This is a genomic window from Micromonospora sp. NPDC049047 (assembly GCF_040649135.1).
Lineage (GTDB): Bacteria > Actinomycetota > Actinomycetes > Mycobacteriales > Micromonosporaceae > Micromonospora.
Genome location: NZ_JBEZEY010000003.1, coordinates 182,033 through 208,890 on the forward strand (window position 1 = coordinate 182,033; position 26,858 = coordinate 208,890).

The 26,858-nt window shown below is 71.3% G+C and carries 26 protein-coding genes; 9 read left to right on the forward strand and 17 right to left on the reverse strand.

Annotated features, from left to right (window positions below; translation table 11 throughout):
• Positions 1 to 20: 20 nt before the first annotated feature.
• From AB0B86_RS06450 to AB0B86_RS06490, 9 genes are all read right to left on the reverse strand, one after another.
• On the reverse strand, positions 21 to 398 hold the full coding sequence (locus AB0B86_RS06450) for a metalloregulator ArsR/SmtB family transcription factor (RefSeq protein ID WP_030332125.1): 378 nt from the start codon (positions 396 to 398) through the stop codon (positions 21 to 23).
• Between the two features lie 57 nt (positions 399 to 455).
• The gene (gene pyrE / locus AB0B86_RS06455) at positions 456 to 995 is read right to left on the reverse strand and encodes an orotate phosphoribosyltransferase (protein ID WP_357373246.1); all 540 of its coding nucleotides are present in this window, start codon (positions 993 to 995) and stop codon (positions 456 to 458) included.
• 169 nt (positions 996 to 1,164) lie between these two features.
• On the reverse strand, positions 1,165 to 1,974 hold the full coding sequence (locus tag AB0B86_RS06460) for an SDR family oxidoreductase (protein ID WP_357411561.1): 810 nt from the start codon (positions 1,972 to 1,974) through the stop codon (positions 1,165 to 1,167).
• A gap of 10 nt (positions 1,975 to 1,984) precedes the next feature.
• Complete coding sequence (locus tag AB0B86_RS06465) at positions 1,985 to 2,650, reverse strand: hypothetical protein (protein WP_357411562.1); 666 nt, start codon at positions 2,648 to 2,650, stop codon at positions 1,985 to 1,987.
• A gap of 72 nt (positions 2,651 to 2,722) precedes the next feature.
• Positions 2,723 to 3,517, reverse strand: coding sequence for a hypothetical protein (locus AB0B86_RS06470; RefSeq protein ID WP_357411563.1), 795 nt, complete (start codon positions 3,515 to 3,517; stop codon positions 2,723 to 2,725).
• Positions 3,518 to 3,610: 93 nt separating this feature from the next.
• The gene (locus tag AB0B86_RS06475; protein ID WP_357411564.1) at positions 3,611 to 4,216 is read right to left on the reverse strand and encodes a DUF4178 domain-containing protein; all 606 of its coding nucleotides are present in this window, start codon (positions 4,214 to 4,216) and stop codon (positions 3,611 to 3,613) included.
• 172 nt (positions 4,217 to 4,388) lie between these two features.
• Complete coding sequence (locus AB0B86_RS06480; RefSeq protein ID WP_357411565.1) at positions 4,389 to 4,769, reverse strand: hypothetical protein; 381 nt, start codon at positions 4,767 to 4,769, stop codon at positions 4,389 to 4,391.
• Positions 4,770 to 4,868: 99 nt separating this feature from the next.
• Complete coding sequence (clpB, locus tag AB0B86_RS06485) at positions 4,869 to 7,460, reverse strand: ATP-dependent chaperone ClpB (RefSeq protein WP_357411566.1); 2,592 nt, start codon at positions 7,458 to 7,460, stop codon at positions 4,869 to 4,871.
• Positions 7,461 to 7,545: 85 nt separating this feature from the next.
• Entirely contained in the window at positions 7,546 to 8,190 is a 645-nt protein-coding gene (locus tag AB0B86_RS06490; protein ID WP_357411567.1) for a helix-turn-helix domain-containing protein, read from the reverse strand.
• Between the two features lie 84 nt (positions 8,191 to 8,274).
• On the opposite strand from AB0B86_RS06490, the gene AB0B86_RS06495 reads away from it, so the two are divergent.
• The 3 genes from AB0B86_RS06495 to AB0B86_RS06505 all read left to right on the forward strand — a co-directional run bounded on the left by AB0B86_RS06495 (position 8,275) and on the right by AB0B86_RS06505 (position 11,409).
• Positions 8,275 to 9,411 carry an epoxide hydrolase gene (locus AB0B86_RS06495; RefSeq protein ID WP_357416374.1) on the forward strand — a complete coding sequence of 379 codons (1,137 nt, stop codon included), beginning with the start codon at positions 8,275 to 8,277 and terminating at the stop codon, positions 9,409 to 9,411.
• Positions 9,412 to 9,688: 277 nt separating this feature from the next.
• The gene (locus tag AB0B86_RS06500) at positions 9,689 to 10,189 is read left to right on the forward strand and encodes a TrkA C-terminal domain-containing protein (RefSeq protein WP_124815967.1); all 501 of its coding nucleotides are present in this window, start codon (positions 9,689 to 9,691) and stop codon (positions 10,187 to 10,189) included.
• Positions 10,190 to 10,194: 5 nt separating this feature from the next.
• Positions 10,195 to 11,409, forward strand: a complete 1,215-nt coding sequence (locus tag AB0B86_RS06505) for a cation:proton antiporter (protein WP_357411569.1) — start codon at positions 10,195 to 10,197, stop codon at positions 11,407 to 11,409.
• A gap of 10 nt (positions 11,410 to 11,419) precedes the next feature.
• On the opposite strand, the gene AB0B86_RS06510 is transcribed toward AB0B86_RS06505, so the two are convergent.
• Positions 11,420 to 11,884, reverse strand: a complete 465-nt coding sequence (locus AB0B86_RS06510; protein ID WP_357411570.1) for a GNAT family N-acetyltransferase — start codon at positions 11,882 to 11,884, stop codon at positions 11,420 to 11,422.
• 173 nt (positions 11,885 to 12,057) lie between these two features.
• On the opposite strand from AB0B86_RS06510, the gene AB0B86_RS06515 reads away from it, so the two are divergent.
• Complete coding sequence (locus tag AB0B86_RS06515) at positions 12,058 to 12,489, forward strand: hypothetical protein (protein WP_357411571.1); 432 nt, start codon at positions 12,058 to 12,060, stop codon at positions 12,487 to 12,489.
• Positions 12,490 to 12,671: 182 nt separating this feature from the next.
• Here the strand turns inward: AB0B86_RS06515 and AB0B86_RS06520 are convergent, their stop codons facing one another.
• The 5 genes from AB0B86_RS06520 to dnaK form a co-directional block, all read right to left on the reverse strand.
• Entirely contained in the window at positions 12,672 to 12,866 is a 195-nt protein-coding gene (locus tag AB0B86_RS06520; protein ID WP_357412435.1) for a hypothetical protein, read from the reverse strand.
• A gap of 137 nt (positions 12,867 to 13,003) precedes the next feature.
• Entirely contained in the window at positions 13,004 to 13,444 is a 441-nt protein-coding gene (locus AB0B86_RS06525) for a helix-turn-helix transcriptional regulator (protein ID WP_357412445.1), read from the reverse strand.
• A 30-nt stretch (positions 13,445 to 13,474) separates the two neighbouring features.
• Positions 13,475 to 14,659, reverse strand: a complete 1,185-nt coding sequence (gene dnaJ, locus AB0B86_RS06530) for a molecular chaperone DnaJ (RefSeq protein WP_357412433.1) — start codon at positions 14,657 to 14,659, stop codon at positions 13,475 to 13,477.
• Positions 14,660 to 14,744: 85 nt separating this feature from the next.
• Positions 14,745 to 15,503 (reverse strand): nucleotide exchange factor GrpE, encoded by a 759-nt coding sequence (gene grpE, locus AB0B86_RS06535; protein ID WP_357412431.1) that lies wholly within the window; start codon positions 15,501 to 15,503, stop codon positions 14,745 to 14,747.
• A gap of 48 nt (positions 15,504 to 15,551) precedes the next feature.
• A complete protein-coding gene (gene dnaK, locus AB0B86_RS06540; protein WP_357412429.1) occupies positions 15,552 to 17,414 on the reverse strand; it encodes a molecular chaperone DnaK in 1,863 nt (620 codons plus the stop codon).
• Positions 17,415 to 17,633: 219 nt separating this feature from the next.
• Between dnaK and AB0B86_RS06545 the strand changes: the two genes are divergently transcribed.
• The 3 genes from AB0B86_RS06545 to AB0B86_RS06555 are packed head-to-tail and all read left to right on the forward strand — an operon-like array spanning position 17,634 to position 22,439.
• Positions 17,634 to 19,475 carry an ABC transporter gene (locus tag AB0B86_RS06545; RefSeq protein ID WP_357412427.1) on the forward strand — a complete coding sequence of 614 codons (1,842 nt, stop codon included), beginning with the start codon at positions 17,634 to 17,636 and terminating at the stop codon, positions 19,473 to 19,475.
• A complete protein-coding gene (locus AB0B86_RS06550; protein WP_357416382.1) occupies positions 19,472 to 21,157 on the forward strand; it encodes a GTPase in 1,686 nt (561 codons plus the stop codon). Before AB0B86_RS06545 ends, AB0B86_RS06550 begins: the two co-directional genes overlap by 4 nt.
• Before the next feature lie 58 nt (positions 21,158 to 21,215).
• Positions 21,216 to 22,439 (forward strand): hypothetical protein, encoded by a 1,224-nt coding sequence (locus tag AB0B86_RS06555; RefSeq protein WP_357416385.1) that lies wholly within the window; start codon positions 21,216 to 21,218, stop codon positions 22,437 to 22,439.
• Between the two features lie 80 nt (positions 22,440 to 22,519).
• Here AB0B86_RS06555 and AB0B86_RS06560 read toward each other — a convergent pair whose 3' ends face one another.
• Positions 22,520 to 23,143 carry a phosphatase PAP2 family protein gene (locus tag AB0B86_RS06560; protein WP_357412421.1) on the reverse strand — a complete coding sequence of 208 codons (624 nt, stop codon included), beginning with the start codon at positions 23,141 to 23,143 and terminating at the stop codon, positions 22,520 to 22,522.
• A gap of 84 nt (positions 23,144 to 23,227) precedes the next feature.
• Positions 23,228 to 24,130 (reverse strand): hypothetical protein, encoded by a 903-nt coding sequence (locus tag AB0B86_RS06565; RefSeq protein WP_357416389.1) that lies wholly within the window; start codon positions 24,128 to 24,130, stop codon positions 23,228 to 23,230.
• Positions 24,131 to 24,693: 563 nt separating this feature from the next.
• Here AB0B86_RS06565 and pdhA point away from each other — a divergent pair.
• Together pdhA and AB0B86_RS06575 are read left to right on the forward strand one after the other, a co-directional pair.
• Positions 24,694 to 25,869, forward strand: a complete 1,176-nt coding sequence (gene pdhA, locus AB0B86_RS06570; protein ID WP_357412417.1) for a pyruvate dehydrogenase (acetyl-transferring) E1 component subunit alpha — start codon at positions 24,694 to 24,696, stop codon at positions 25,867 to 25,869.
• Entirely contained in the window at positions 25,869 to 26,858 is a 990-nt protein-coding gene (locus AB0B86_RS06575) for an alpha-ketoacid dehydrogenase subunit beta (protein WP_357412415.1), read from the forward strand. Before pdhA ends, AB0B86_RS06575 begins: the two co-directional genes overlap by 1 nt.

The following is a 26,858-nucleotide window of genomic DNA, read 5'->3' on the forward strand; positions in this document are numbered from 1 at the left end:
GACGGCGTGCAGCGCCTACGTCAGCGGGCCTTCTTGGTGGCCCGCTTACGCGGCGGGGTCAGCAGGTCGGCGATCGTCGCGATCGCACTCGGGACCAGGCTGTAGTACGCCCAGACACCGCGCTTCTCCCGCTGCAGCAAGCCCGCCTCGGTGAGGATACGCAGGTGATGACTGACCGTCGGCTGAGAGAGGCCGAGCGGCGCCGTCAGGTCACAGACGCACGCCTCGCCCTCTGGGGCCGACTGGATCAGGCTGAGCAGCCGCAGCCGAGCAGGATCCGCAAGGGCCTTGAGGACCCCGGCGAGACGCTCGGCATCGGCACGTTCGATCGGCTCGCCGTTAAGCGGCGAGATCTGAGGCATAGTCATTTCGGCCAACGCAGTTCCCACGTATTCCATCCTTCCACCAGCAGCATCGATCCGCCTGCATATCAGCAGATCCGAATCGGCAAACTTTTACGCCACAAGGCCGAGGTCAGCCAACGTATAGGCCGCCCGGTAAGGCAATCCGGCGGCTCGCACCGCGTCGCCGGCGCCTCGATCAACAATAACCGCCACGCCCACGACTTCCGCCCCGGCCTCGCGAAGCGCCTCGACAGCGGTCAACACACTTCCGCCAGTCGTGGACGTATCCTCCACCGCCAACACCCGACGGCCGGCCACCTCCGGTCCTTCGATCCGCCGTTGCAGACCATGTGCCTTACCCGCCTTGCGCACCACAAAGGCGTCCAGGGCACGACCGGTCGGAGCGGCGGCGTGCAGCATCGAGACCGCGACGGGATCAGCGCCCAGGGTGAGGCCGCCGACAGCGGCGTAATCCCAGTCGGCGGTGAGGTCGAGCAACACCCGGCCGACCAGAGGAGCGGCCTGGTGATGGAGCGTGACGCGCCGCAGGTCCACGTACCAGTCTGCCTCACGCCCCGAGGAGAGCACGACCCGTCCGTGGACCACGGCCAGGTCGGTAATGAATTTACGCAGGTCGTCGTGGTCCCCCATGGCGATAGAGGTTACTGCGCAAGTCTGAACGGCGTGTGCGGGGTCTACCCTGACCAGCCCGGCGAGGCACCGATGATTGGCGATGTTCGACTACGCTCAGCGACCGTCTTGATAGCGGCGCGCCAACGTCTCCGCCTCGATCACCGGGAGCCGGTGGGCCGGTCGAGGGTCAGCCCTCGTCGCGGCCGATCCGCCCGCGAGTGTCCCGGGCGACCGCCTGGAGCAGTCGACGCGGCGCATGCCGCATGCCGGCGACCACCAACTTGTACTTCCATGCCGGGACACTGACCATCTTGCCTTTGCCCAGGTCACGCAGTGCTTCGTCGACCACATCCTCGGCCCGCAGCCAAAGCCACTCGGGGGTCTTGGACATGTTGATGCCGGCCCGCTCGTGGAACTCGGTGCGCGTGTAGCCGGGGCAGAGGGCCATCACCCGGACCCCGAACGGGCGGGCTGACAAGCCCACGGACTCGCTGAAGTTGGTCACCCACGCCTTGCTGGCCGAGTACGTCGAACCGGGCATGGCCGTACCGAACCCAGCAACCGAAGAGACATTTATCACTGCCCCATTTCGGCGTTCGGTCATCGATCGCAGCGCCGCCAGGGTCAATCGCATGACCGCGTGCACGTTGAGCCGCAGCAGGCGCGCTTCGTCCTCTGCGGTGGACCGCAGGAACGGTTTGTTCAGGCTGATCCCGGCGTTGTTGACAAGCAGCTGCACCGGCTCGCCGTCGGCGAGCCGTCGCTCCACGACGGCGCACCCGTCGTCGGTGGACAGATCCGCCGGGATCGTCTCCACCTCGCGGCCGTGGGCGGCACCCAACTCGCCGGCCAACTCGGCCAGCCGGGCCGCGTCGCGGGCGACGATCACCAGGTGCCAACCGTCGGCGGCCAGCCGTCGGGCGAACGCCGCGCCGATGCCGGCGGTGGCCCCGGTGATCAGGGCTCGACGCTCGGTGGTGGTGGGGTCGAGCGGCACGGGACGGTCCTCACCTGGGCGGGTACGGGGGCGCGGGCGGCGCCGACGGTGGTTGGTGCGGGGCGGAGGTGAACGCGGGTGGCGCGGATGGTGGCGGCGGCGTGGTTGAGCGGCGGTGACCGAACCAGGCGTTTGCCGCCGGCAGGGCCAGCAGCAGAGCTACTACAAGGTAACCGAGCCCCTGCCCGACGGAAAGCCCAGCGTTGAGCGGGATCCACCAGGACGGGTACGCGTCGCCGATCAGGCCCAGCAACTCGGCGAGAGCCTGGTCGTCGGCACCGAGTTGCAGCGGCGCGGCCCGTTCGCCGATGAGCACGGCCGCGCTGCAACAGCCGCCGAGCAGGCCGAGCCCACTGACCACCCAGGTGGCCACCCGGACGCCGTTGCGCGCCGTCAGCAGCCCGAGGGCCAGGCCGGCGAGCACCGGCGCGGAGAGCGCCGACACCACCGCCGACAGCACGGCGGACGCGCGGAGCAGGGTCACCACGTCGTCTATCTGCTCCGGGCTGGCCGAGGTGTCCCGGGCGGCGGAGCGGAACGCGTCGAGCGTCCCGCCGAGCACCATCAGGTCGACCACTGTGTAGACGAGCGCGGACACCGCCATCACCCAGAGCACCGCGGCGGCCGACAGGACGACGGCGGGCCGGCGGGCCGATGCCGATTCGGGGTACGACACGACGAATCCCTCCGGTAGGCGTCGGGTTGCAACCTACTCGGAGGGATCGTCGGCGTCGTGCCTACCGGGCCGTCAACTCGTCGATGGCGGGGTTGACCCGGGCCGGTCCGTGGGTGGCGTGTCGTCCGGCCGGCTCGCCGGCGGCGGGTAGCTCGGCTCACCTGACGACTGCGGGTAGCCGGGCTGGGCCGGGGCCTGCGGGTAGCCGGGCTCACCTGACGACTGCGGGTAGCCGGGCTGGGCCGGGGCCTGCGGGTTACCCGGGTAGCTGGCGCCCGGGGCCGGCGGCTCCCAGGCCGCTGTCGGCTTGCGGAAGAACGGGTGGGCCTGCGGCAGCGCCAGCAGGATAAGCGCCGCGATCAGCGCGATCAGGCTGACCACGTTGAGCGCCAGGCTGACGGGAGCGGCCCAGGAGGGCAGCCCCTCCTCCAGACGACGCTGGATCTCGTCGGCGCTCGGCCCGTTGGCGTTGGTGTTACCACTGGCGGTGAAACCGCCCGCCGCACTGCTGAGCAGGTTGCCGCCCACGCAGCAGACCATGATGCCGCCGATGATCCAGGTGGTGATTCGGGCACCGTTGCGGCCCTGGTTGTTGAAGAGGGCCAGCACGCTGAGCACTATCGCGAGCAGGAGCAGCAGGATGCTGCCCGCCAGGGCGATGGCGACGAAGACGCCGACCACCTGATCGGCATTCTCGATGGTGCTGCCCTCGTACGCGGCGCGGATGGCGTCACGCGTCGCGCCGATGGTGCTGAGCGTGACGATCAGAGTGAGCACCTGACACGCCAGGAACAGAAAGAGCAGATAGCTGGAGATAGCTACAACGGATGGCCGCTGACGGGCTGGTGTGCTCTGGGAATCGACCATGATTCTCCTTCCCTTCAAATCGCGCCCACACCGTATCGGCAACCGACAACTTCGGCATGCCGTGGCGAGCCGACGCGCCCGTCCGGTTCGGGCTCAGCGCTCGCCGGGTCCGGGCAGGATCGTCAGGGCGGTGGGGTCGAGCAGTTCGCCCCGGGCCACTCGCCAACTCTCCTCGCCGTACGCCTCGAAGGAGAGCCGCGCCGCGCCGCCGGACTGGTAGTCGTGGTAGCGCATCGTGCCGGCTGACGGGAGCCCGGTCTGCCCGGTGGCGGTGTAGCGCGCCTGCCCCGTCTCGGCCCAGGTGTAGCGCCGTTCACCGAGGTCGATGGTCGGGGCACCGGGGGTCACTGTCGCCCCCGGCTCAGCCGCCCAGAGCACCAGCTCCAGCTCGGGGCGGGCCTCCACGGAGAGCCGGTAGCGGGTGCCGGAGTCGTCGTCGAGCAGGTGTTGCACCCAACTCCAGTCGCCCTCGACCAGGCGGATCGTGCCGCTCACCGCGTACTCCCGGGCGCGGATCCGCACGCGGTCGCCCGGGCCCAGGCGGAGCGGGTCGCCGCGCAGCGACTCCGCGGTGCGGGCGTCCGACGATCGCCCGCCGGGCCGGGTCGTCGCCGACCGCCGGGCCCGCACGACGATCGCGATGACGACCGCCGCGACTACGGCAAGCGCCACCACCAGGTACGTCACTGACCTGCCCACCCGACCATCTCCCCAGGGACCTCGGCGCAGACGTTAACAACTTTCGGCACCGGTGGTACCCGTAGCGTGATCGACGGCTCAGCTACCGACGGCAGCCGTGGCGTCGCCTGTTGTGCACGATCGCACTGTGGACGGCCGGGTGGGCGGCGGTTCGTCCGGGTGCGCGGTGGGATCAAGATGCGGCGAGTCGTTGGCTGGCGTAGGTGCCGAGGGTCTCGCGGCCCATCACACATCCGACGAAGGTGGTGAACTCGCTCGGGTCTTCCCGCAACGAGGTCCAGGCCGCTCGGGCGGCAGCCGGGTCGACCCGCTCCAGCAGCGTTGCCGCGTACGCCCGGCCGGCGGGTGTGCCGTCGGCCAGCACCCGGTCGAGTTGCCGGCGGACCGCGTCGGGGTGGTCGTCGAGGGCGGCTGACACCCGCTCGTACGCCTCCGTCACCGGCAACACCTCGCCGGCGAAGCCAACCCCACCGAAGGCGAGCGTGTCAGCGTGCACCAACGCGTCAACGGCCGCGTCGAGTTCGCGCTCCCATTTCTTGCCGATACCAAACATGCCCACACCTCTTCCCCGCCCACCGCCACTCCACCCTGTTGATCAAGAGGTTTGCGTCATGAGAAGACAGCCCATGACGCAACCTCTTGATCACCGCGCTCAGGCGGGGGTCACCGTGAGGCTGCCGGTTTGCGGGTTCTGGTCCACCTTCACCGTCTGGCCGTCGCGGATCTGGCCGGACAGGAGGGCCTTCGCCAACTGGTCGCCGATTGCGGTCTGGACCAGGCGACGCAAGGGGCGGGCACCGTAGATCGGGTCGTAGCCGTGCTCGGCCAGCCACTGACGGGCGGACTCGGTGATGTCCAGTGCCAATCGGCGGTCCGCAAGACGGTTTCGCATCCGGTCCAGCTGGATGTCGACGATGGTCCGCAGATCGTCCCCGCGCAGCGAGGCGAAGACCACTATGTCGTCGAGCCGGTTGAGGAACTCCGGCTTGAAGTGCGACCGGACCACGGCCAGCACACCCTCCCGGCGCTGCTCGTCGGCGAGCGTCAGGTCACCGATCACCGACGACCCGAGGTTGGACGTGAGGATCAGGATCGCGTTACGGAAGTCGACAGTGCGGCCCTGGCCGTCGGTGAGCCGGCCGTCGTCGAGCACCTGGAGCAGCACGTCGAAGACGTCCGGGTGGGCCTTCTCCACCTCGTCGAGCAGGATCACCGAGTACGGCCGGCGGCGCACCGCCTCGGTGAGCTGACCGCCCTCGGTGTAGCCGACGTAACCGGGTGGGGCACCGACCAGGCGGGCGACCGAGTGCTTCTCGCCGTACTCGCTCATGTCGATGCGGACCATCGCCCGCTCGTCGTCGAAGAGGAACTCGGCGAGGGCCTTCGCCAGCTCCGTCTTGCCGACGCCGGTGGGGCCGAGGAAGAGGAAGCTGCCGGTCGGGCGATCCGGGTCGGCGATTCCGGCCCGGGCCCGGCGCACCGCGTCGGAGACCGCACCGACCGCCTCGGCCTGGCCGACCACCCGGCCGCCCAGCGACTCCTCCATCCGCAGCAGCTTGGCCGTCTCGCCCTCGAGTAGGCGGCCGGCGGGGATGCCGGTCCAGGACGCGACCACCGCGGCGATGTCGTCCGCGCCTACCTCCTCCTTGAGCATCGCGCCGTCGGCCTGGAGCTGGGCCAGCTCCTCCTCGGCCTGGGTCAGCTCGAGCTTGAGGGCGGGGATCCGCCCGTAGCGCAGCTCGGCGGCACGTTCCAGCTCGCCGTCCCGCTCGGCCCGCTCGGCCTCGCCGCCGAGGCGTTCCAGCTCCTCCTTGGCGGTGGAGAGCTTGGTGATGTGGCTCTTCTCCGTCTGCCAGCGCTCGGAGAGCACTGTGAGCTGCTCGCGCTTGTCGGCCAACTCCTTACGCAGCCGTTCCAGTCGCTCGGCGGAGGCGGCGTCCGGCTCCTTGGCCAGCGCCATCTCCTCGATCTCCAGCCGGCGGACCGCCCGCTCGATCTCGTCCACCTCGACCGGCCGGGAGTCGATCTCCATCCGGAGCCGGGACGCGGACTCGTCGACCAGGTCGATCGCCTTGTCCGGCAGGAACCGGTCGGTGATGTAGCGGTCGGAGAGAGTGGCGGCTGCGACAAGCGCGGCGTCGGTGATCCGGACACCGTGGTGCACCTCGTAGCGCTCCTTGAGCCCGCGCAGGATGCCGATGGTGTCCTCGATCGTCGGCTCGCCGACAAGCACCGGCTGGAAACGACGCTCCAGCGCCGGGTCCTTCTCGATGTGCTCGCGGTACTCGTCGAGCGTGGTGGCACCCACCATCCGCAGCTCGCCGCGGGCCAGCATCGGCTTGAGCATGTTGCCGGCGTCCATCGAGCCCTCGCCCTTGCCGGCGCCGACGACCGTGTGCAGCTCGTCGAGGAAGGTGATGACCTGCCCGTTGGAGTTCTTGATCTCCTCCAGAACGGACTTCAGGCGCTCCTCGAACTGGCCCCGGTACTGCGCTCCGGCGACCATCGCGCCGAGGTCCAGCGAGATCAGCTTCTTGTCGCGCAGCGACTCGGGGACGTCACCGGTGACGATCCGCTGGGCCAGGCCCTCGACGATCGCGGTCTTGCCGACGCCGGGCTCGCCGATCAGCACCGGGTTGTTCTTCGTCCGCCGGGAGAGCACCTGGATGACGCGGCGGATCTCCGAGTCGCGGCCGATGACCGGGTCGATCTTGCCGTCCCGGGCGCTGGCGGTGAGGTCCACGCCGTACTTGGTAAGGGCCTGATAGGTCTGCTCCGGATCTGCGGTGGTGACCCGACGGTCGCCACCGCGAACGGTCGGGAAGGCCGCGACCAGGGCTTCCTCGGTGGCGCCCGCCGTCTTCAACGCACCGGACACCGCGCCGCCCACCCGGGCCAGGCCGGCGAGCAGGTGCTCGGTGGACGTGTACTCGTCGCCCAGCGGCCGGGCGATCTGCTCGGCGGCGCCGATGGCGTTCACGAACTCCCGCGCCAACGTCGGCTCGGCGATGCTCGAACCGCGGGCGGCCGGCAGGGCGTCCACCGCGCGCTGGGCGGTCCGGCGCAGCTCGGCGGGGTCGGACCCGACGGCGCGCAACAGACCGGTGGCGGTCGAGCCGTCGGTGTCCAGGAGTGACAGCAGCAGGTGCCAGGGCTCCACGGTGGCGTGACCACGCTGGTTGGCCAGCGCGACGGCGCCCGTGATGGTCTCGCGGCTCTTTGTGGTGAGTCTTTCGGTGTTCATGGGCTCCCCCGGATCGGCGTTGTCCACTGAGAAGGACACAACCAGAGTTGAGCGTATTCCGCTCAACCTTAGCGCGTGACGCCCATCACTCCCGGGGACGCCACCGCCAGTCGAACTCCCCGGCCGCCGGGGCCGGGCCGGGCAGCGGCTCCGGGTCCGGCACCGCCGAGAGGCCGGCCAGCAGCACCGCGAGCTGGCGGCGGCGCAGCTGCCCGGTCCGCTCCGGCTCGGGTACGCGCACCGCCGCGCACGACTCCAGCAACAGCCCCAGATCCGGTACGACCACGTCGGGGCGCAGCCGCCCGCTGGCGCGGGCCCGCTCGAACAGGGTGGTGGCCAGCTCGTTGGCGCGCATCGCGTCCCGGCCCATCTCCTCGGTCGGGGTGAAGGTGCCGGCCAGATGGACGGTGAGTGAGTGCACGTCGGCGTCGACCACCCGGGCCAGAAAGCCGGTGAACGCGGCCCAGCCGTCCGGCTCGGCGAGGGCCGACTCGGCCTCGGCGACATACCGGCGCAACCCGTCGTGGCAGAGCTGACGCAGCAGGTCCTCCTTGCTGGCGTACCTCCGGTAGAGGGCGCTGATGCCGACGCCCGCGCGCTCGGCGACGGCGGCGATCGGCGCCTTCGGGTCGGCGAGGAAGACCGCACGGGCGGCTTCGAGGATGACCTCGTCGTTGCGGGCGGCCTGGGCGCGGCGGCCACCAAGCGTCTTCTGGGGTGCGGTCGGCATGAGTTCAGACTACCAGTGGAACGGATCGTTCCGCTCTGCTACGGTGATTGCAGAACGAAACATTCCGTTCCGAAGGAGTCCGAGATGACCGGCACCGCGATCCGCCCGTTCCGCGTCGAGATCCCGCAGACCGACCTCGACGACCTGGCCGCCCGGCTCGGCCGCACGAACTGGCCCGCCGAGCTGCCCGGCGCGGGCGACGCCTACGGGATGAGCACCGAGCGGGTGCGGGCGCTCGCCGCGCGGTGGCGCGACGGGTTCGACTGGCGGGCCGTCGAGGCCCGACTGAACACCCACCCCCAGTTCGTCACCGAGATCGACGGCGAGCAGATCCACTTCCTGCACGTCCGATCGTCCCGGCCGGACGCCACCGCCCTGGTGCTCACCCACGGCTGGCCCGGCTCGGTGCTGGAATACCTGGACGTGATCGCCCCGCTGACCGAGCCCACCGACCCGACCGCGCCGGCCTTCCACCTGGTGATCCCGTCGCTGCCCGGCTTCGGGTTCTCCGGGCCCACCCGCAGCGCCGGCTGGAACCGCTTCCGCACCGCCCGCGCCTGGGCCGAACTGATGAACCGCCTGGGGTACGACAGCTACGGCGCGGTCGGCAACGACGCCGGCTCGATGATCTCGCCGGAGCTGGGCCGGATCGACCGGGAGCACGTCCTCGGCGTGCACGTCACCCAACTCTTCTCGTTCCCGTCCGGCGACCCGGCCGAGTTCGCCGAGCTGTCCGAGGCGGACCAGGCGGCGCTCGGACACCTCCAGTGGTTCTACGAGAACAAGTTCTCCTTCAACCAGGTGCACAGCCAGCAGCCGCAGACCCTGGCGTACGCCCTCGCCGACTCGCCGGTTGGGCTGCTCGCCTGGAACGCCCAACTCTTCGACGAGAGCCTGGACACCGACTTCATCCTGGCCAACGTGGCGCTCTACTGGTTCACCGGCACGGCCGCCTCGGCGATCCGGTTCTACTGGGAGGACGCCCACGCCGGGCAGCCACCGACCGAGCCGACAAGCGCGCCGACCGGGCTGGCCATGTTCCCCGGCGACTTCCAGTCCATCCGCCGCTTCGCCGAGCGCGACCACGCGAACATCGTCAGGTGGACGGCGTACGGGACGGACGTCGACGGTCGCGGCGACGTCGGTGGCCACTACGCCGCCCACCAGGCCACCGACGTCCTGGTCGCCGACATCCGCGAGTTCTTCGCCAGCCTCCGCTGACCCGGCCCTGTCCGGGCCCACTCGGTGCCCGGCCCGCCCTCGGTGCCCGCCCCGCACGCCCGGGGGCGGGCGCCGTCCGGCGTTACTGCCCGACTCGGCTGTGCAGTCGGGCGGTGCAGTGCGAGAGATCGACTCGGTTTTCCGTGAAGTCGGGGTGTCCGCGCGCTGGGATACCCCAACTTCACGGAGACCGAGTCGATCAAGGCGGTCCGGACGGTTGGAAGGGCGTCGTCACTCCAAGATCTGCGCGTTGTTAACCAAGCGGTAGCCTTGGCGGGTGCGAGTACGTGTCGAGCAGACCGCCTTACCCGGGATCGGGGTACGTCACGATCTGGTGACGGAGTCCGGACGTCGCCTCGGCGTCGTCTCCCACCGCAACGGCCGCCGAGATCTGGTCCTCTACGACCCTGACGACCCCGACGCCTGCCAGGCGGACATCCCGCTGACCGATGACGAGGCCGAGGCACTCGCCGACATCCTCGGCGCGTCGCTGATGCTCGGTCAGCTCTCCGGGCTGCGTGAGCAGGCCGCCGGGCTACTCACCGAGCAGATCGCCATCACGGCCGGGTCGCCGTACGTCAACCGCAAGCTCGGCGACACAAAGGCGCGTACCCGCACCAGCGCCTCCATCGTGGCGGTCCTCCGCGAAGGCGAAGTGATCGTCTCGCCACTTCCCTCCTTCCGCTTCGCAGCCGGCGACGTGGTGGTGGTCGTCGGGACTCGACGGGGTCTCGACGGTGTGTCCGCCATCCTCGCTGACAGTGACCCGGACGGCTGAGGCGGATGCACGATTCCACAACTCTGCTCGTCGAAGTCGGCGCGCTGCTGCTGTTGCTTGGCGTCCTCGGGCGGCTGAGCCGTCGGGTGGGCCTCTCACCCATTCCCCTCTACCTGCTCGCCGGGCTGGCCTTCGGGCACGGCGGGTTGCTTCCGCTCGCCGCGAGCGAGGAGTTCTTCGCCGTCGGCGCCGAGATCGGCGTCATTCTGCTGCTGGTGATGCTGGGCCTGGAATACTCGGCAAACGAGTTGGTCGGCAACCTCCGTTCGGCGGCACCGGCCGGGCTGATCGACGGTGTCCTCAACGCGCTGCCCGGCGCGGGGTTCGCCCTGCTGCTCGGCTGGGACTGGGTGGCCGCCCTGGTGCTCGGCGGTATCACCTGGGTCTCCTCCTCCGGGGTGATCGCCAAGGTCCTCGCGGACCTGGGCCGACTCGGTAACCGCGAGACCCCGGTGATCCTCTCGGTGCTGGTGATCGAGGACCTGGCGATGGCCCTCTACCTGCCGCTCGTCACCGCCGTGCTGGCCGGCACGGGCCTGCTCGGCGGCGGGATCGCACTCATCGTCGCGGTCGGCACGGTGCTTATCGTGCTGGTGGTCGCCATCCGGTACGGCCACCTCATCTCGTCCGCCCTGTCGGCGAAGGACCCGGAGGCGCTGCTGCTCGGCGTACTCGGCCTGACCCTGCTGATCGCGGGCCTCGCGGCGAAGCTCCAGGTGTCGGCGGCGGTCGGCGCGTTCCTGGTCGGCATCGCGCTGTCCGGTCCGGTGGCACACCACGCGACCGAGTTGCTCTCCCCACTGCGGGACCTGTTCGCCGCCGTGTTCTTCGTCTTCTTCGGCCTGGTCACCGACCCTCGGGACATCCCGCCGGTGCTGTTGCCGGCGCTCGCCCTGGCCGTGGTCACGATGGCGACGAAGACGCTCACCGGCTACCTCGCCGCCCGTCGGGTCGGCATCGCCGAACCCGGTCGATGGCGGGCCGGCCTGGCGCTCGTACCCCGAGGTGAGTTCTCCATCGTCATCGCCGGGCTCGCGGTGGCCGCCGGAAGCGTCGAGCCGCGGTTGGCGGCGCTGGCGGCGACGTACGTCCTGATCACCGTGGTGACCGGACCGATCCTGGCGCGGCTGCCGGACTTCCCGTGGTTCAAGCGGTGGCTGCGTAACCGCGCGGCGGCCCAACGGCAGGAGCGCGTTCCGGTCGCCGACCCGCTGCACTGAACGGACACCGTCAGCGGGTGGGCCCTTCGGTCCACCGGAAAGCTGCGGCCGCGTGGGTCGCACCCGCACGGACGTAGAAGCGGTGCGCGTCGGTGCGGGCCAGACCGGACTCCAGGAAAACGTAGTCGGCGCCCTGTTCCTGCGCCCAGGCCCTGGCCGCGGTCAGGAGGTTCGAGCCGACACCCCGGGAGCGCCAGTCGGGGTGTACGGCGAGATCCTCGATCGAGGCCCGACGGCCGAAGCGCACCGAGAGGATGTCCAGGTAGACGCTTGCCACGCCGATCAGGTGGTCCTCGTCCGTTCGCGCCCCGAAGAGTGCGACGTCCTCGCGGTCGAGCAACTGCGCGGTCCGCTCGACGGCACGGTCATTGTCCCAGTCCCCGGGAGGACGACCGGGAGGGGCGAACAGCCATTCCAGCCCCATGACGAACTGCGCCTCGGCGCCCCGCTGCAACCGTCTAACTTGGACTGCCATAGGAGCATCATCGACGGCGCCGTCGATGCCGTGGGGCCGGCCAGGCCAACGGTTGCGGAATTGCTCCCCCCGGGTACTACCGCAGCACCCGACGGCGGGTTACCGTTTCGCCCCAGCAGCCAGGGTCCGCAGGCAGCGTCGCCACCCCGCGGACCAGAGCGGAAGGTTGGCCGGTGAGCGTGCAGGAGTCGACGTTCCACGGCTTCGCGAACCCCGTCGATCCAAGTCCGGCGGAATTGCGAGCTTGGGCGTACAAGCCCGATTCTGTGCCTTTGGCCTCGATGCCACCCGACTGGGACCTGCTGGTCTCCGGTGACCGGCTGGTCCTGACGCTCTTCGACCTGGCGATGGATCCGACCTGCCCGGCACGACGTTTCGCGTTGCACTGTCTCTACATCTACGCGGCCGACGGCATCCGGACGAACTTCCGCGCCCACCCCAAGCGCCGCTTCCGCAAGCTCGTCGAGCAGGCCGAGCGCAACGGCGACGAGCTGATGAAGATCTGGGCGCACAACGGCCGGGTGCTACTGGCCCGCCCGGGCCTCTTCGTCTACCGGGACTGGTGCGAGGGCGGCCTGGTCCGCGAGAACCGCCGCCTCGGCTGAACGGATCTCCCGCCCGCAATCACGGGCCGGGACCCCCTTGCGGCAGCACCGCGTCCCGGCCCGAACCGCTGACGAGGTGCGGGCCGGGACCCCCTTGCGGCAGCACCGCGTCCCGGCCCGAACCGCTGACGAGGTGCGGGCCGGGACCCCCCGTGGGTCCCGGCCCGCACCTCGGTCACCGGTCAGTCCTGCTTGCGTTCGGCTTGGGTTGGGTTCTTGTCGCCGCCGTGATCGCCCTGTTCGGCGGCCTGGCCCGGGGCGTCCCGGTCCCGGTAGGTACCGTCGGTCACCTTGTCGAACTTCTTGCGGACGGTCTCGGCCAGGTCTTCCAACCGTTCTTCCGTCTGCTGGGCAACCTTCTTCGCCTGCTCCGCCATCGCTCCCCCTCGCCATGCCGGTAGGTCCGTATTAAGGCGATTGGACCCGTATCGACAGGCTAACCGAAGCGGCCCGGACCGCGCCGGGGAATCCGGTGCGATCCGGGCCGAGAAGACAGCTCCGGGTGCGCGGCAGGTCAACGATCGGGAGTACGACGGGGTCGCCACACCACAAGCGCGGTGGACGTGCGGTTGGTCGGGACCAGGTCACTGCCCGGGAAGCGGGCCAGTGACTCCAGTTCGGCAATTCTGCGGTACGCGGCGTCCAGCTCCGCCTCCAGCCGGGCCACCCGCTGCTGCGCCTGTTCCAACAGCCGTTCCAGCCCGATGATCCGTTTGACGCCGGCCAGGTTGATCCCGTCGTCCTGGCTGAGCCGCTGCACCTCGCGCAGCAGCACCACGTCACGGACGCTGTACCGACGCCCGCCGCCAGCGGCCCGGCCGGGCTGCACCAGCCCCAGCCGGTCGTACTGGCGCAGGGTCTGCGGGTGCATCCCCGCCATTCGCGCCGCAACCGAGATCATCAGCACCTTGGCCTCGTAGGCAGGGTCACCCGAACCGAGGAACTCGCCCGACATCCCGCTCACCTCCGCGTCCCTTCCACCGGACTAACTGACCCGACGCACCCGCGCCTCTAGATGTTCCCGGGCCGCTGGCGGGCTCTGCTCGGCGAACGCCTCAAGCGCGGTGCGCGCTTCGTCGGACAACCGGGCCGGCACCACCACGTCCAACGTGACGAGCAGGTCGCCGGCCTGCCCGTCGCGGCGGACCACACCCTTGCCCCGGGCCCGCAGCACCCGCCCGCTCGGCGTGCCCGGCGGGACCCGCAGGGTCACCGCACCGTCGAGTGTGGGCACCCGCAGGTCCGTGCCGAGCACGGCCTCCGCGAAGGTGATCGGCACGCTCAGCGTCAGGTCGTCACCGGTACGCCCGAACAGCTCGTCCGGCCGAACCTTGACGTGCACGAACAGGTCACCAGCCGGCCCGCCGCGCTCACCTGGCTCACCGCGCCCGGCCAGCCGGATGCGCTGACCGTCGGCCACGCCGGCCGGAAAGCGCACGTTCATGGTGCGTGTCTTGGTGACCCCGCCGCTGCCGTGGCACTCCGGGCACTTCTCCTCGACCACGGTGCCGACGCCCTGGCAGTTGCGGCACGGCTCGGAGAAGCTGAACGACCCCTGGTTGCGGGTGGTCACGCCGGCACCGTGGCAGACCGGGCAGGTCCGAGGCTGGGTGCCGGGCTTGGCCCCGTTGCCGTGACAGGTCTCGCAGACTCCCGGCGCGCGCAACGTCAGGGGCAGCGTGACACCCCGCACCGCGTCACCGAAGTCCAGTGCCACCTCGGTCTCCACGTCCCGACCACGGCCCGGACCGCGTGGTGCCGCCGGCCCGCCACCCTGCCCGCCCGTGAAGATCGAGCTGAACAGGTCCTGGAAGCCGGAGCCGCCGAAGCGGCGGTCGCCGCCTGCGGCCCCGCCGCCGAACATGTCGGAGACGTCGAAGGGCATGCCGCCCGGCTGTCCGCCACCCCGGGCGTTGCGCCGGAACGCGCCCGAGCCGAACAGTGAGCGCATCTCGTCGTACTCGCGACGGCGGCCGGCGTCCGACAGCACGTTGTACGCCTCGGACGCGGCCTTGAACCGCTCCTCCGCCTTGGCGTCACCCGGGTTGTGGTCCGGGTGCGACTCCCGGGCCAGCTTGCGGTACGCCTTCTTGATGTCGTCCGCGGAGGCGGCCTTGTCCACGCCGAGCACGGCGTAGAAGTCCTTCTCGATCCAGTCCTTCGAACTCACCGGTCCACCCCCTCTCGACCGTCGCGGTCCGGCCGTCCCGCCCACCGCGTGGCGGTGGGCGGGACGGCCCGGTCACTGCTTCGCACTATTCCGGATCCGCGACCGCTACCAGCGCGGGGCGCAACAGCCGCTCACCGAGCTGGTAGCCGCGCCGCATGACCTGCACGCAGGTCGGCTCGGTGACCTCGGCCGAGGTCTGGTGCGCGACCGCCTCGTGGCGGGTCGGGTCGAACGGGTCGCCCTGTTCGCCGAAGGCGTTCAGGCCGAACTTGCCGAGCGCGGTGGTGAGCTGTTCCGCCACCGTGCCGAACGGTCCGACCAGGTCGCCGTGTTCCCGAGCCCGGTCCAGGTCGTCGAGGATCGGCAGCAGTGCGGCCAGCACCGAACCGGTCGCCTGCTCCTGCACCAGGTTGCGGTCGCGGTCGACCCGCTTGCGGTAGTTGGCGTACTCCGCCGACACCCGCTGCACGTCCCTGGTCCGCTCGTCCAACTCGGCCCGGAGCGCCTCCAGTTCGGCACCGAGCGAGGTGCCCGTGCCGCCGCCGTCCACCGGCTGCGCCGGGGCGTCCACCACCGGCGGACCGGACGGCTCCGGACCGTCTGTGGAGTTGACCTCGACCTCGATCTCGTCGACCACGACCTCGGCGTCCTCGACCAGACCCTCGGCCGGCACACCGGTTTCCGCGTCGGCGGCGGTGCCCTCCGGCTCCGCCGTGTCGACGAGCTTGCGCTTGTTGCGGATGACCACCCGCTCCTCGTCGCCGCTGGTCGGCTCCGTGGGCGCGGAGCCACCCGGCGTCGACCCGGTGTCGCCCGGGTCGGCGGCTCGTGGCTTCTGCGTCATGCGGCTACCTCATCCCCTTCGCCGTGGACACGTGTCGGAGGCCGACTGTCACTTCTTGCCGTCCTCGTCCACGATTTCTGCGTCGACCACGTCGTCGGCGCCGCCGGACTGCGGGCCGGGCTGTGCGCCGGTCGCACCCGGGCCGGCCTCGCCACCCGGCTGCTGACCCTGCTCGTCCTGCTGCGAGTAGAGCAGCGAGCCGGCCTGCTGGGAGACCTGCGCCAGCTTCTCGTGCGCGGACTTGATCTTCTCGATGTCCTGGCCGCCGAGGGCGCCGCGCAGCTCGCCGAGCGCCTCGTTGAGCTGCTCCCGGTTTTCGGTGGGCAGCTTGTCACCGCTCTCGGCGAGGAACTTCTCGGTCTGCCACTGGAGCGCCTCGGCCACGTTGCGGGTCTCGGCGTCGTCGCGGCGGCGCTTGTCCTCCTCCGCGTGCTCCTCGGCGTCCCGGCGCATCCGCTCGATGTCGTCCTTCGGCAGCGACGAGCCGCCGGTGATCGTCATCTTCTGTTCCTTGCCGGTGCCCAGGTCCTTGGCGTGCACGTTGACGATGCCGTTGGCGTCGATGTCGAAGGCGACCTCGATCTGCGGCACACCGCGCGGCGCCGGCGGCAGGCCGGTCAGCTCGAAGGTGCCGAGCTTCTTGTTGTAGGCCGCGATCTCCCGCTCACCCTGGAAGACCTGGATCAGCACCGACGGCTGGTTGTCGTCCGCCGTGGTGAAGACCTCGGAGCGCTTGGTCGGGATGGTGGTGTTGCGCTCGATCAGCTTGGTGAAGATGCCGCCCTTGGTCTCGATGCCCAGGCTCAGCGGGGTCACGTCGAGCAGCAGGACGTCCTTGACCTCACCCTTGAGCACACCGGCCTGCAGGGCGGCGCCGACGGCGACGACCTCGTCCGGGTTGACGCCCTTGTTCGGGTCACGCCCGGTGAGCTGCTTGACCAGGTCGGTCACGGCGGGCATCCGGGTCGAACCGCCGACCAGGATGACGTGCTCGACGTCGGAGATCTTGATCCCGGCGTCCTTCACGGCCTGCTCGAACGGGCCCTTGCAGCGGTCCAGCAGGTCCTGCGTCATCCGCTGGAACTCGGCGCGGCTGAGCGTCACGTCGAGGTGCAGCGGGCCGGCCGCGCCGGCAGTGATGTACGGCAGGTTGATGTTGGTGGTGGTGGCGGCGGACAGCTCGATCTTGGCCTTCTCGGCGGCCTCACGGAGGCGCTGGAGGGCCATCTTGTCCTGACCGAGGTCGATGCCGTGCTCACCGCGGAACGTCTTGACCAGGTGGTCGATGATCCGCTGGTCCCAGTCGTCGCCACCGAGGTGGTTGTCACCGCTCGTCGACTTGACCTCGATGACGCCCTCGGCCAGCTCGAGCAGCGACACGTCGAAGGTGCCGCCGCCGAGGTCGAAGACCAGGACGGTCTGCTCCTTGGAGCCCTTGTCCAGCCCGTACGCCAGTGCGGCCGCGGTCGGCTCGTTGACGATCCGCAGCACGTTGAAGCCGGCGATCTCGCCAGCTTCCTTGGTGGCCTGACGCTGACTGTCGTTGAAGTAGGCCGGGACGGTGATCACCGCGTCGGTGATCTGCTCGCCCAGGTACGCCTCCGCGTCCCGCTTGAGCTTCATCAGCGTCCGGGCCGAGATCTCCTGCGGGGTGTACTTCTTGCCGTCGATGTCGACGGACCAGTTCGTGCCGACCTCGCGCTTGACCGACCGGATCGTCCGATCCGGGTTGGTCACCGCCTGGCGCTTGGCGACCTCACCGACGAGCACCTCGCCGTTGCGGGCGAACGCGACGATCGACGGGGTCGTCCGCGAGCCCTCCGCGTTGGCGATGACGGTGGGCTCACCGCCCTCGAGAACGCTGACGCAGGAGTTCGTCGTGCCGAGGTCGATACCGACCGCACGTGCCATCTTCGCTTCCTCGCTTCGTAAGGTTGTGCAGATGACGGGGGTTGCCCGTGACTGCTGGCGGGCACCGCCGGCAGCGGGCCACACCACAAGTTGAGTGAACTTGACTCAATAGTGCCACGCGTTGGCGAATCGTCAAGTCGAGTTGAGTCGACCCGACGCAACCCAGCCGTTACTACCGTCTGGTTGTCTTCCCTTGCATCGGTCGGGCACGCTTTAGCGGTGACGACGCACGGCGATTCCGCCACCCGTTCCGGCGCGCCCGCCGTCGCAGCCCGCACCGGTCCGCCGGACGCCGCGGAGGAGCCGCCCGCCACCACCGGGGACGACAGCCTCCCCGGCGCCCTGTCGGGCCTCCGGGAGGCGATCGGTGCGACCCGGTACCCCCTCGCACTGCCCTCCGCCGGCCCCGCCCGGCACACCGCCACCGCCCTCACCGACCAGCTCGACGACTACCTGCTACCCCGGCTCGCCCGGCTGGACGCCCCCCTTCTCGTGGTGGTCGGCGGCTCCACCGGGGCGGGCAAGTCGACGCTCGTCAACAGCCTGGTCAAGGCCCGGGTCAGCGCCGCCGGCGTGCTCCGGCCGACCACCCGCTCCCCGGTGCTTGTCTGCAACCCGTCCGACGCGGCGTGGTTCCGCCAGGGCGACCTGCTGCCCGGTCTGACCCGCACCACCGAGCCGAGCGACGACCCCCGCGCCCTACACCTCGTCACCGCCCCCGCACTACCCGCCGGGCTGGCCTTCCTCGACGCGCCCGACATCGACTCGGTGGTCGACGCCAACCGGGCGCTCGCCACCCAACTGCTGGCCGCCGCAGACCTCTGGCTCTTCGTCACCACCGCCGCCCGATACGCCGACGCGGTGCCCTGGGAGTTGCTGCGCAGCGCCCGGGCGCGCGGCGCGGTGATCGCCATGGTGCTGGACCGGGTGCCCGCCGAGGCCACCGACGAGATCGCCGCGCACCTGGCTGAAATGCTCGCCGCACAGGATCTCGGCCGGGCGCCGCTGTTCGTGCTGCCGGAGACCTGGGTCGACGGGCAGGGGCTGCTGCCCGAGGGCACGACCGCGGCACTCGCCGACTGGTTCGCCCGACTGGCCGCCGACGCGGACGCTCGGGCGGCCGTGGTCCGCCAGACGCTGGACGGGGCGCTGGCCGCGCTCCACCCCGCCGTCGAGGAGCTGGCCGACGCCGCCGACGAGCAGGTCACCGCCGCCGACGGGCTGGACGACCGGGTCCGCGCCGCGTACCGGGGTGCCGAGCGGACCACCGAGCAGGGGCTCCAGGACGGTCGACTACTTCGGGGCGAGGTGCTCGCCCGCTGGCAGGAGTTCGTCGGCACCGGGGAGTTCTTCCGCACACTCGAGGCACGGATCGGCCGCCTCCGGGACCGGGTCGTCGCCGCTGTCTCCGGTCGGCCGGCGCCCGCCGTCGAGCTGCGCAACGCCATCGAGTCGCAACTGATCACCCTGCTGCGCGGGGTGGCCTCGGAGGCCGCCGAGTCGGCGTACACGGCCTGGCAGGCGCACCCGGCGGGCCGAGGGCTGCTCGATCCGGCGCTCGCCCACCCGAGCGACGACCTGCCCGAGCGCGCCGAACGGATGGTCCGGGACTGGCAGCGCGGCGTGTTGGAGCTGGTCCGGGTCGAGGGCGGCGACAAGCGGTTCGTGGCCCGCACCGCCGCGTACGCGGTGAACGCCACCGGGTTGGCCGTGATGATCGCCGTCTTCGCCTCCACCGCGTTCATCCCGACCGGGCTGGAGCTTGCCACCGGGGCCGGCACCACTGTCGCCGCGCAGGCCGTGCTCCAGGCGATCTTCGGTGACCAGGCGGTGCGTACCCTGGCCGCCAAGGCCCGCACCGACCTGCTGGCCCGGGTGCGGACCCTGCTCGACGCGGAGGCCGACCGGTTCCTCAGCCGCACCGCCGACGCCCGCCCCGCCGCGGACGCCGGCGACGGGCTGCGCCGGGCCGCCGGCCGGGTCGAGCTGGCCCGGCACCGCAGCGGCCTGTCCGCCGGCGGCGACACCCGACCGGCCGGCGACGAGGAGGGCAACCGGTGAGCAACATCACCGGTCGGGTACGCGAGGCGTTCCGCGGTGAGCAGCGGGTGGACGCCGACGCGCTGATCGCCCGACTCGACGCGGTCCGGCGCCTGTTGACCGCTGTGGACGGCCTGCTGCCCGACGCCGAACTGGTGCCGGCGCACACCCTGGTCGAGCGGGCCGGCACGCGGCTGGCCCTGTCCCGGGATCACACGGTTGTCGCGTTGGCCGGTGCCACCGGCAGTGGCAAGTCCAGCCTCTTCAACGCGTTGGCCCAACTGGAGCTCTCGCCGGTGGGGGTCCGCCGGCCGACCACCGGCGTCACCCACGCCTGCGTGTGGGGGCCGTTGGCTGGCGCCAACCAGTTGCTCGACTGGATCGGCGTGCTGCCCCGACACCGCTTTGTCCGGGAGAGTGCCCTGGACGCGGACGACGAGTCGGCGCTGCACGGGCTGGTCCTGCTCGACCTGCCCGACTTCGACTCGGTGCAGCGCTCGCACCGCCTGGAGGTGGACCGGCTCCTCGGCCTTGTCGACCAGGTGGTCTGGGTGGTCGACCCGCAGAAGTACGCCGATCGGGTCATCCACGACAGTTACCTGCGCGAGTTCCACAGGCACCGCGACGTCACTGTGGTCGTGCTCAACCAGGCCGACCGGCTGCCCCCGGCCGAGCTGCCCCGGGTCCTGGGCGACCTGCGCCGGCTGCTCGACGCGGACGGGCTGACCGGTGTGCCGCTGCTGTCCACCACCGCCATCGACCCGGCCGGCATGGTCGGGCTGCGCGGCGCGCTGGAGCGGACCGTCGCCGAGCGGCAGGCCGCGCTGCGCCGACTCGCTGGTGACGTCGACACGGTTGTCGCCGGACTGACCGAGTTGATCGGCTCGGCCAACCCCTCGGCCGGACCGGACAGCTCAACCGTCGACGGGCTCAACCGGGCGCTGGCCGGGGCGGCCGGGGTGCCCACCGTCACCGTGGCGGTGGAGCAGGCGTACCGGCATCGGGCCGGCGCTGCCACCGGCTGGCCCGTGGTCCGGGGTTGGCGGCGGTTGCGACCCGACCCGCTGCGCCGGCTGCACCTGCCCGGCCCGGGCGGCGACCGCGACGCCCCGGCGGAGAGCCTGGTCGCGGCCACCTCGGTGCCGGCACCATCGGCCGCCCAGCGCTCGGCGGTGGGCCTCGCCGTCCGCGCGGTGGCCGACCGGGCCGCCGCCGACCTGCCCGCCGCCTGGCCCGGCGCGGTGACCTCGGCCGCCCGGTCCCGCCTCGGTGACCTGCCGGACGCGCTGGACCGCACGATCGCCGGCACCGACCTCGGCCTGGACCGGCGACCGCTGTGGTGGCGGGTCGTCGGCGGGGTGCAGTGGCTCGTCACCCTCGCCGCCGTGGTCGGGCTCGGCTGGCTGGTGCTCGGGTACGCACTGCGAGCCCTGGGCCTGCCGGCGCTTGACAACCCGACTGTCGGTCAGGTGCCGCTGCCCACCCTGCTGCTGCTCGGCGGGCTGCTGGCCGGGCTGCTGGTGGCGGCGCTGACCCGGCCGGTGGTGCGCTGGGCTGCCCGGCGGGCCCGGGCCCGTGCCGAGCAGCGGCTGACGGCAAAGGTCGCGGTGGTCGGCGAGGAGTACGTGCTGACACCGGTGCGGACCGTGCTGGACTCGTACGCGCAGGCGCGCGACGCGCTGCGGGACGCCGCCCGCCGCTGAACGCCCCGCCCGGCTCGCTACCGCTCTCCATCGGCCCCGGGCGGCGTAGGGTCGGAGCATGGCCACGCCTGAGACCCCCTACGACGCGGTGCTGCACGCCGCACGCGACGTGACCAAGCTGGAGTCCGCCCTCGACGCCGAGATGCTCGGCAGCGCGCTGCTGGGCAGTGTCTACGCCATCGCGGAGACCGACCGCGACACCGCCGTACGGGAGTTCGTCACCGGGTTCCTCGCCGCCACCGCCCGCCGACGGATCGCTGCGGCCACCACCATCCGGCAGGTCTTCGCCTCGCTCGTCCCGGACGCCGCGGGCACCGAACGGGTCCGTCCGGGCAGCCAGGCACCCGCCTGGTCCGGGCAGCTCGGCCGGGTGCACCTCACCGGCACCTGGGCGTACGGCGACGTGTACGGCGACCAGACCTCCTATCTCGCCACCTTCGCGTACGACGACGCGTCGGGTGGCACCGAACACGCGTTGGTGGCCCTGGTGGACCACAACATCGGGATCACCAAGGACATCTTCGTCGGCGGGCCGGCGGAACGGATCCTGGACCAGGTCCGGCAGATGTGCGCCGACGACGAGTTGACCTGGTTCCGGACCGAGAATCCGGCCCGACTCCGTGGCGAGGTGGCCCGCCACCTCGCGGTGACCGACGACCTGAGTGAGTTGCCCGGCGAGGGTTCCCTCGCCACCGACCGGGCGCTTGTCGGTGCCCGGCTGGCGCTGCTGCCCACCGCTGCCGATCCGACCGGCCCGGCGGCTGTCGAGCCGCTGTCCGCGGCTGAGCGCACCGACCTGGTCCGGCGGTTCCTCGCCGCGCCGGAGGCCGCCCGCTTCGGGCTGGACGCCGTCGACGGCGCGGAGTTGGCCTCACTGCACTTCTGCCTGAGCCTGGTGCTTGACCATTCGGCGAGCTTCCCGGACGGCGACCCGATGCGCTGGAGCCCGGCGGTGTCCGGGCTGTTCCTGCTCGACTGGGTGCACCGCCGGGCGGTGCTGGACATGGACGACGCGGCGATGCTGCCCCGGGTGCTGCGCGGCTGGGCACGGTACGCGTCACGCCAGCGTGGGCTGCCGGAGGCGGCGGCGACGCGCACCGACGAGGCGATCGAGGAGATGGTGCCGGAGTTCGCACGCCTCTACTCGACAGGTGAGCGGCGCAGTCCGGCGACCGCCGCGGTGGCGCAGCTGATGGCCGACGGGGTGGACCCGGACGATCCGGCCGCGTTGGACGCCTGGATCGAGGCGAACCGGCACCGCCTCGCCGACGACGGCGCCTGACGGTCTTCCGGGGCGGGTGGCATGCCGCCCGTCCCGGGTCCGCGCCCGGTGACGGGGCTCGGTCGGGGGCAGGCTGCCGGTCAGCGCAGCGCGCCGAAGACCACAGCGGCGATCAGCCCGCCGAGGACGCCACCCGCGAGCACCTGCGGCACCGTGTGGTCCCTGAGCCGCACCCTGGACCAGCCGACCAACACCAGCAGCGGCGCGGCGACGACCAGCCGGGTGCCGAAGGTCAGCATCAGGATGACCAGGGTGCCGGTGGCCACCGCTACGTGGACCGACATCTTCCACCAGTGGCTCACCGACACGGTGACCACGAGACCGACCAGCCCGGCCACGGCCAGCGCCAGCACCGGGCGGGGCGCGTCGAGCACGACGAGCAGGGCGAGCCCTGCCGTCACCGAGGCGAGGCCGACCAGCAGCGGCGCGCGGCGCTGCTCGCGCCTGCCGACATGGTGGTCGGTGAGGCGGCCTCGGCGTACCCCGCCGACGACGTAGGCGAACGGAATGCCGATGACGAAGAGCGTGGCGAGCAGACCCCAGATCAGGCCCTGACCAGGGCGGCGGGCGCTGTGCCAGCTCACTGTGACGATCAGCAGCGACACGATTACGGCCGGCGCGCTCACCTCGGTGACCAGCCGGGCGAACCGCAACCCCGGGCCGGGTCGGGTGGTGACCGGGCGGAATCTCGCACCGCCGCCCACGCCACCCCCTCCGGTACGTGCCCACCGCCGGGTCACGCCTGAGGGTCACCGTACCGTCGCGACGCGGAGCGTGGGGTGCGTTGGTCAGGCCACCGGCGAGCGGCTGACCGGGGGCGTCGACCGAACGTCAGTGGGCGACGGAACCGCCGGGCCGGGCCGGCTTGTCGGTGTGGCAGGGACGGCGGGTGGCCCGGGGGTGGTGGCCGGCGCTGACGGCGCCCTGGTCGGCACCGCGGTCGCGGTGGGGACGTCCGTCGGCGTCGGATCAATCGTGGGCGTCGGGTCCGTGGACGGCGTCGGCTCCATCGTCACGGTCGGGGTCGGGTCGGGAGCCGCCGAGTCGGTCGGGTCGGGATCCGCTGGGCCGGTCGGGTCGGGATCCGCCGAGTCGGTCGGGTCGGGATCCGCTGGGCCGGTCGGGTCGGGATCCGCCGAGTCGGTCGGGTCGGGATCCGCCGGGCCGGTCGGGTCCGGGTCGGCCGGTGTGCCGGTCGTCGGCGCTGGCGGGCCGGGCGGGGGGACGGCGGGCCAGGTCTCGCGGGTGGGCTTCGGTGCCAGTGGCGGGTAGGTCGTCGACCGGCCGGGGGCCTGGCCGGTCACGGGCTCCGAGCCGGGTCTCTCCGCGGTACGCCGGGGAGCGGGCAGCCAGCCACTGGCCGGGTCGACGCTTGGTGTGCCCGGTGGCGGGAGCGCCGGCTGGCTGGTCATCGGCATCGGGATGACCACCGGTCCCACCGACGGGGTCGGGATGAACGGGGTGCTGCTGTCGGGCAGCGCGGTGCTGCCCGGGGTGGCCGAGCCCGCGCTGATCGCGGCGAGGATGGGCATCGACGCGGTGCCGGCGAGCAGCGCGACGGTGAGCAGATAGCCCCGGGACGGGCCGCCCGCTCCCGGGGCGCGGTGGACGCCGACCATTCGGCGGTAGCCACCGGTCGACCGATGCCGGCCGAGTGCTGGTGGGCCTGGACCGTCAGCTGGCTCGTGCACCGCACACCCCTTGTCGTCGGCCGCCGCAGGACACGGATGGACGCCGTGCGAACGCCTGGCCGCCCCCCGTCGCCGGGCTCGTCGCCATGAGCCACAAATCCGGCATATAACCCGATAAACGTGATCGCGCAGGAATCAGCCTGGCCCAGTTACCCTCCGTCAGCCAACCTCCACCGCGTGTCGACACGCCGGCCTGACCGAACCGTGACGAATCATCGCCGGAACGTCTCGGAACGGCAGGCCGGCAGGAGGGCGACAAACAGCAGTAAAGGGTGGGTGGTCGGAATCCGGGGCGGGCGTACTGTGGGCGCGCTCACCTGCTCTGCGAATATGGAGCACGACGGCAACGCAGCCGTGACCTCCGCGCACCCTCGCGGCAGGCGCGGCCCGGCGCCGGCGCTCCCGATCCGGGTTCGGCCAGAACCCGGCTCATGCCGTGCGGCAACCCCCACCGGGGCTAGGCGCGGCCGCCAGGAACCGGTCCGGCAAGAGCCGGGCAGGCGCACGAGTTGCGTGGCCGGGTGACCCCCCGGTGCCGACGCAGACACGACAGGGAGAGACCGATGGCAAAGGGCGACCCCGGGGGCACCACCCGCAGCAGGCGGGCGGCACCCCGCTCCAAGAAGGGCACGGCCGGCGATCCCGAGCTGGTGCAGTTGCTCACCCCCGACGGCGAGCGGATCGACAGCGTCACCGGGCCGGACGGCACCGAATACCGCGTCGACTTCACCGACGAGGAATACCGCGGCCTCTACCGCGATCTGGTGCTGGTCCGCAAGCTGGACGCCGAGGCGACCGCTCTCCAGCGCCAGGGCGAGCTGGGCCTCTGGGCCAGCCTGCTCGGCCAGGAGGCCGCCCAGGTTGGTTCGGGACGGGCGCTACGAACGCAGGACATGGCCTTCCCGACCTACCGGGAGCACGGCGTCCTCTACTGCCGGGGCATCGACCCGATCATGCCGCTCGGCCTGTTCCGCGGTGTCGACCAGGGCGGTTGGGACCCGAACGAGTTCAAGTTCAACATGTACACGATCGTCATCGGCGCGCAGACCCTGCACGCGACCGGATACGCCATGGGCATCACCATGGACGGCAAGACCGGCACCGACGACGGCGAGGCGGTCATCGCCTACTTCGGCGACGGGGCCACCAGCCAGGGCGACGTGAACGAGGCGTTCGTCTGGGCGAGCGTGTTCAACGCCCCGCTCGTGTTCTTCTGCCAGAACAACCAGTACGCGATCTCCGAGCCGCTCGAGCGGCAGACCCGGGTTCCGCTCTACCAGCGGGCCGCCGGCTTCGGCTTCCCCGGCGTACGCGTGGACGGCAACGACGTGCTGGCCTCGTACGCGGTCACCCGCACGGCGCTTGACAACGCCCGCCACGGGCAGGGCCCGAGCCTGATCGAGGCGTACACCTACCGGATGGGTGCGCACACCACCTCCGACGACCCGACCCGCTACCGGATCGCCAGCGAGGTCGAGGCGTGGCAGGCCAAGGACCCGATCGCCCGGGTCAAGGCCTTCCTGGAGAAGCAGCAGATCGCCGACGCGGCCTTCTTCGCCGAGGTCGACGAACAGGCGCGCCGGGAGTCGGTGCATCTGCGTGAGCGGGTGCTCGACATGCCCAACCCCGAGCCGGTGACGATGTTCGACCACGTCTACCCGAACGGTTCTCCACTGCTCGACAAGCAACGTGCGCAGTTCAGCCGCTACATGGAGTCCTTCGAGGGGAGCGCCCACTGATGGCCACTGAGACGCTCACCATCGGCAAGGCCCTCAACACCGGCCTGCGCCGCGCCCTGGAGAACGACTCCAAGGTCATCATCATGGGCGAGGACGTCGGCAAGCTCGGCGGCGTCTTCCGGATCACCGACGGGCTCCAGAAGGACTTCGGCGACCAGCGGGTGATCGACACCCCGCTTGCCGAGTCCGGCATCATCGGCACCGCCGTCGGTCTGGCCATCCGCGGCTACCGGCCGATCTGCGAGATCCAGTTCGACGGCTTCGTCTACCCCGCGTACGACCAGATCGTGTCGCAGGTGGCGAAGATGCACTACCGCTCGGGCGGCAAGCTCAGCATCCCGATGGTGATCCGGATCCCGTACGGCGGTGGCATCGGCGCTGTCGAGCACCACTCCGAGTCGCCCGAGGCGTACTTCGCGCACACGGCTGGCCTGAAGGTGGTGACCTGCGCCAACCCGCAGGACGCGTACGTGATGATCCAGCAGGCGGTCGCCTCGGACGACCCGATCGTCTTCCTGGAGCCCAAGCGGCGCTACTGGGAGAAGGGGCAGGTCGACCTGGACGCGCCGCTGTCCGAGGCGTACCCCCTGCACTCGGCCCGCGTGGTGCGGCCCGGCACCGACGTGACGGTGCTGGCCTACGGGCCGATGGTGCGCACCTGCCTGGAGGCGGCGACCGCCGCCGCGGAGGACGGCCGGGAGCTGGAGGTCATCGACCTGCGTTCGCTCTCCCCGCTGGATCTGGCGGCGGCGTACGAGTCGGTGAAGCGCACCGGCCGCGCGGTAGTGGTGCACGAGGCGCCGTCCAACATCGGCCTCGGCGCCGAGCTGGCCGCCCGGATCACCGAGGAGTGCTTCTACTCGCTTGAGTCGCCCGTGCTGCGGGTCACCGGCTTCGACACCCCCTACCCGGCAGCCCGGGTGGAAGAGGAATACCTGCCCGACCTCGACCGGGTGCTCGACGCCGTCGACCGCACCTTCGGCTGGTGA

What these genes read in the sequence shown, in the direction of transcription:
- AB0B86_RS06450 (WP_030332125.1), bottom strand. Translation starts at nt 398, where the DNA reads ATGGAATACGTGGGAACTGCGTTGGCCGAAATGACTATGCCTCAGATC.
- pyrE (WP_357373246.1), bottom strand. Translation starts at nt 995, where the DNA reads ATGGGGGACCACGACGACCTGCGTAAATTCATTACCGACCTGGCCGTG.
- AB0B86_RS06470 (WP_357411563.1), bottom strand. Translation starts at nt 3,517, where the DNA reads ATGGTCGATTCCCAGAGCACACCAGCCCGTCAGCGGCCATCCGTTGTA.
- AB0B86_RS06480 (WP_357411565.1), bottom strand. Translation starts at nt 4,769, where the DNA reads ATGTTTGGTATCGGCAAGAAATGGGAGCGCGAACTCGACGCGGCCGTT.
- clpB (WP_357411566.1), bottom strand. Translation starts at nt 7,460, where the DNA reads ATGAACACCGAAAGACTCACCACAAAGAGCCGCGAGACCATCACGGGC.
- AB0B86_RS06490 (WP_357411567.1), bottom strand. Translation starts at nt 8,190, where the DNA reads ATGCCGACCGCACCCCAGAAGACGCTTGGTGGCCGCCGCGCCCAGGCC.
- AB0B86_RS06495 (WP_357416374.1), top strand. Translation starts at nt 8,275, where the DNA reads ATGACCGGCACCGCGATCCGCCCGTTCCGCGTCGAGATCCCGCAGACC.
- AB0B86_RS06505 (WP_357411569.1), top strand. Translation starts at nt 10,195, where the DNA reads ATGCACGATTCCACAACTCTGCTCGTCGAAGTCGGCGCGCTGCTGCTG.
- AB0B86_RS06510 (WP_357411570.1), bottom strand. Translation starts at nt 11,884, where the DNA reads ATGGCAGTCCAAGTTAGACGGTTGCAGCGGGGCGCCGAGGCGCAGTTC.
- AB0B86_RS06520 (WP_357412435.1), bottom strand. Translation starts at nt 12,866, where the DNA reads ATGGCGGAGCAGGCGAAGAAGGTTGCCCAGCAGACGGAAGAACGGTTG.
- AB0B86_RS06525 (WP_357412445.1), bottom strand. Translation starts at nt 13,444, where the DNA reads ATGTCGGGCGAGTTCCTCGGTTCGGGTGACCCTGCCTACGAGGCCAAG.
- grpE (WP_357412431.1), bottom strand. Translation starts at nt 15,503, where the DNA reads ATGACGCAGAAGCCACGAGCCGCCGACCCGGGCGACACCGGGTCGACG.
- dnaK (WP_357412429.1), bottom strand. Translation starts at nt 17,414, where the DNA reads ATGGCACGTGCGGTCGGTATCGACCTCGGCACGACGAACTCCTGCGTC.
- AB0B86_RS06555 (WP_357416385.1), top strand. Translation starts at nt 21,216, where the DNA reads ATGGCCACGCCTGAGACCCCCTACGACGCGGTGCTGCACGCCGCACGC.
- pdhA (WP_357412417.1), top strand. Translation starts at nt 24,694, where the DNA reads ATGGCAAAGGGCGACCCCGGGGGCACCACCCGCAGCAGGCGGGCGGCA.
- AB0B86_RS06575 (WP_357412415.1), top strand. Translation starts at nt 25,869, where the DNA reads ATGGCCACTGAGACGCTCACCATCGGCAAGGCCCTCAACACCGGCCTG.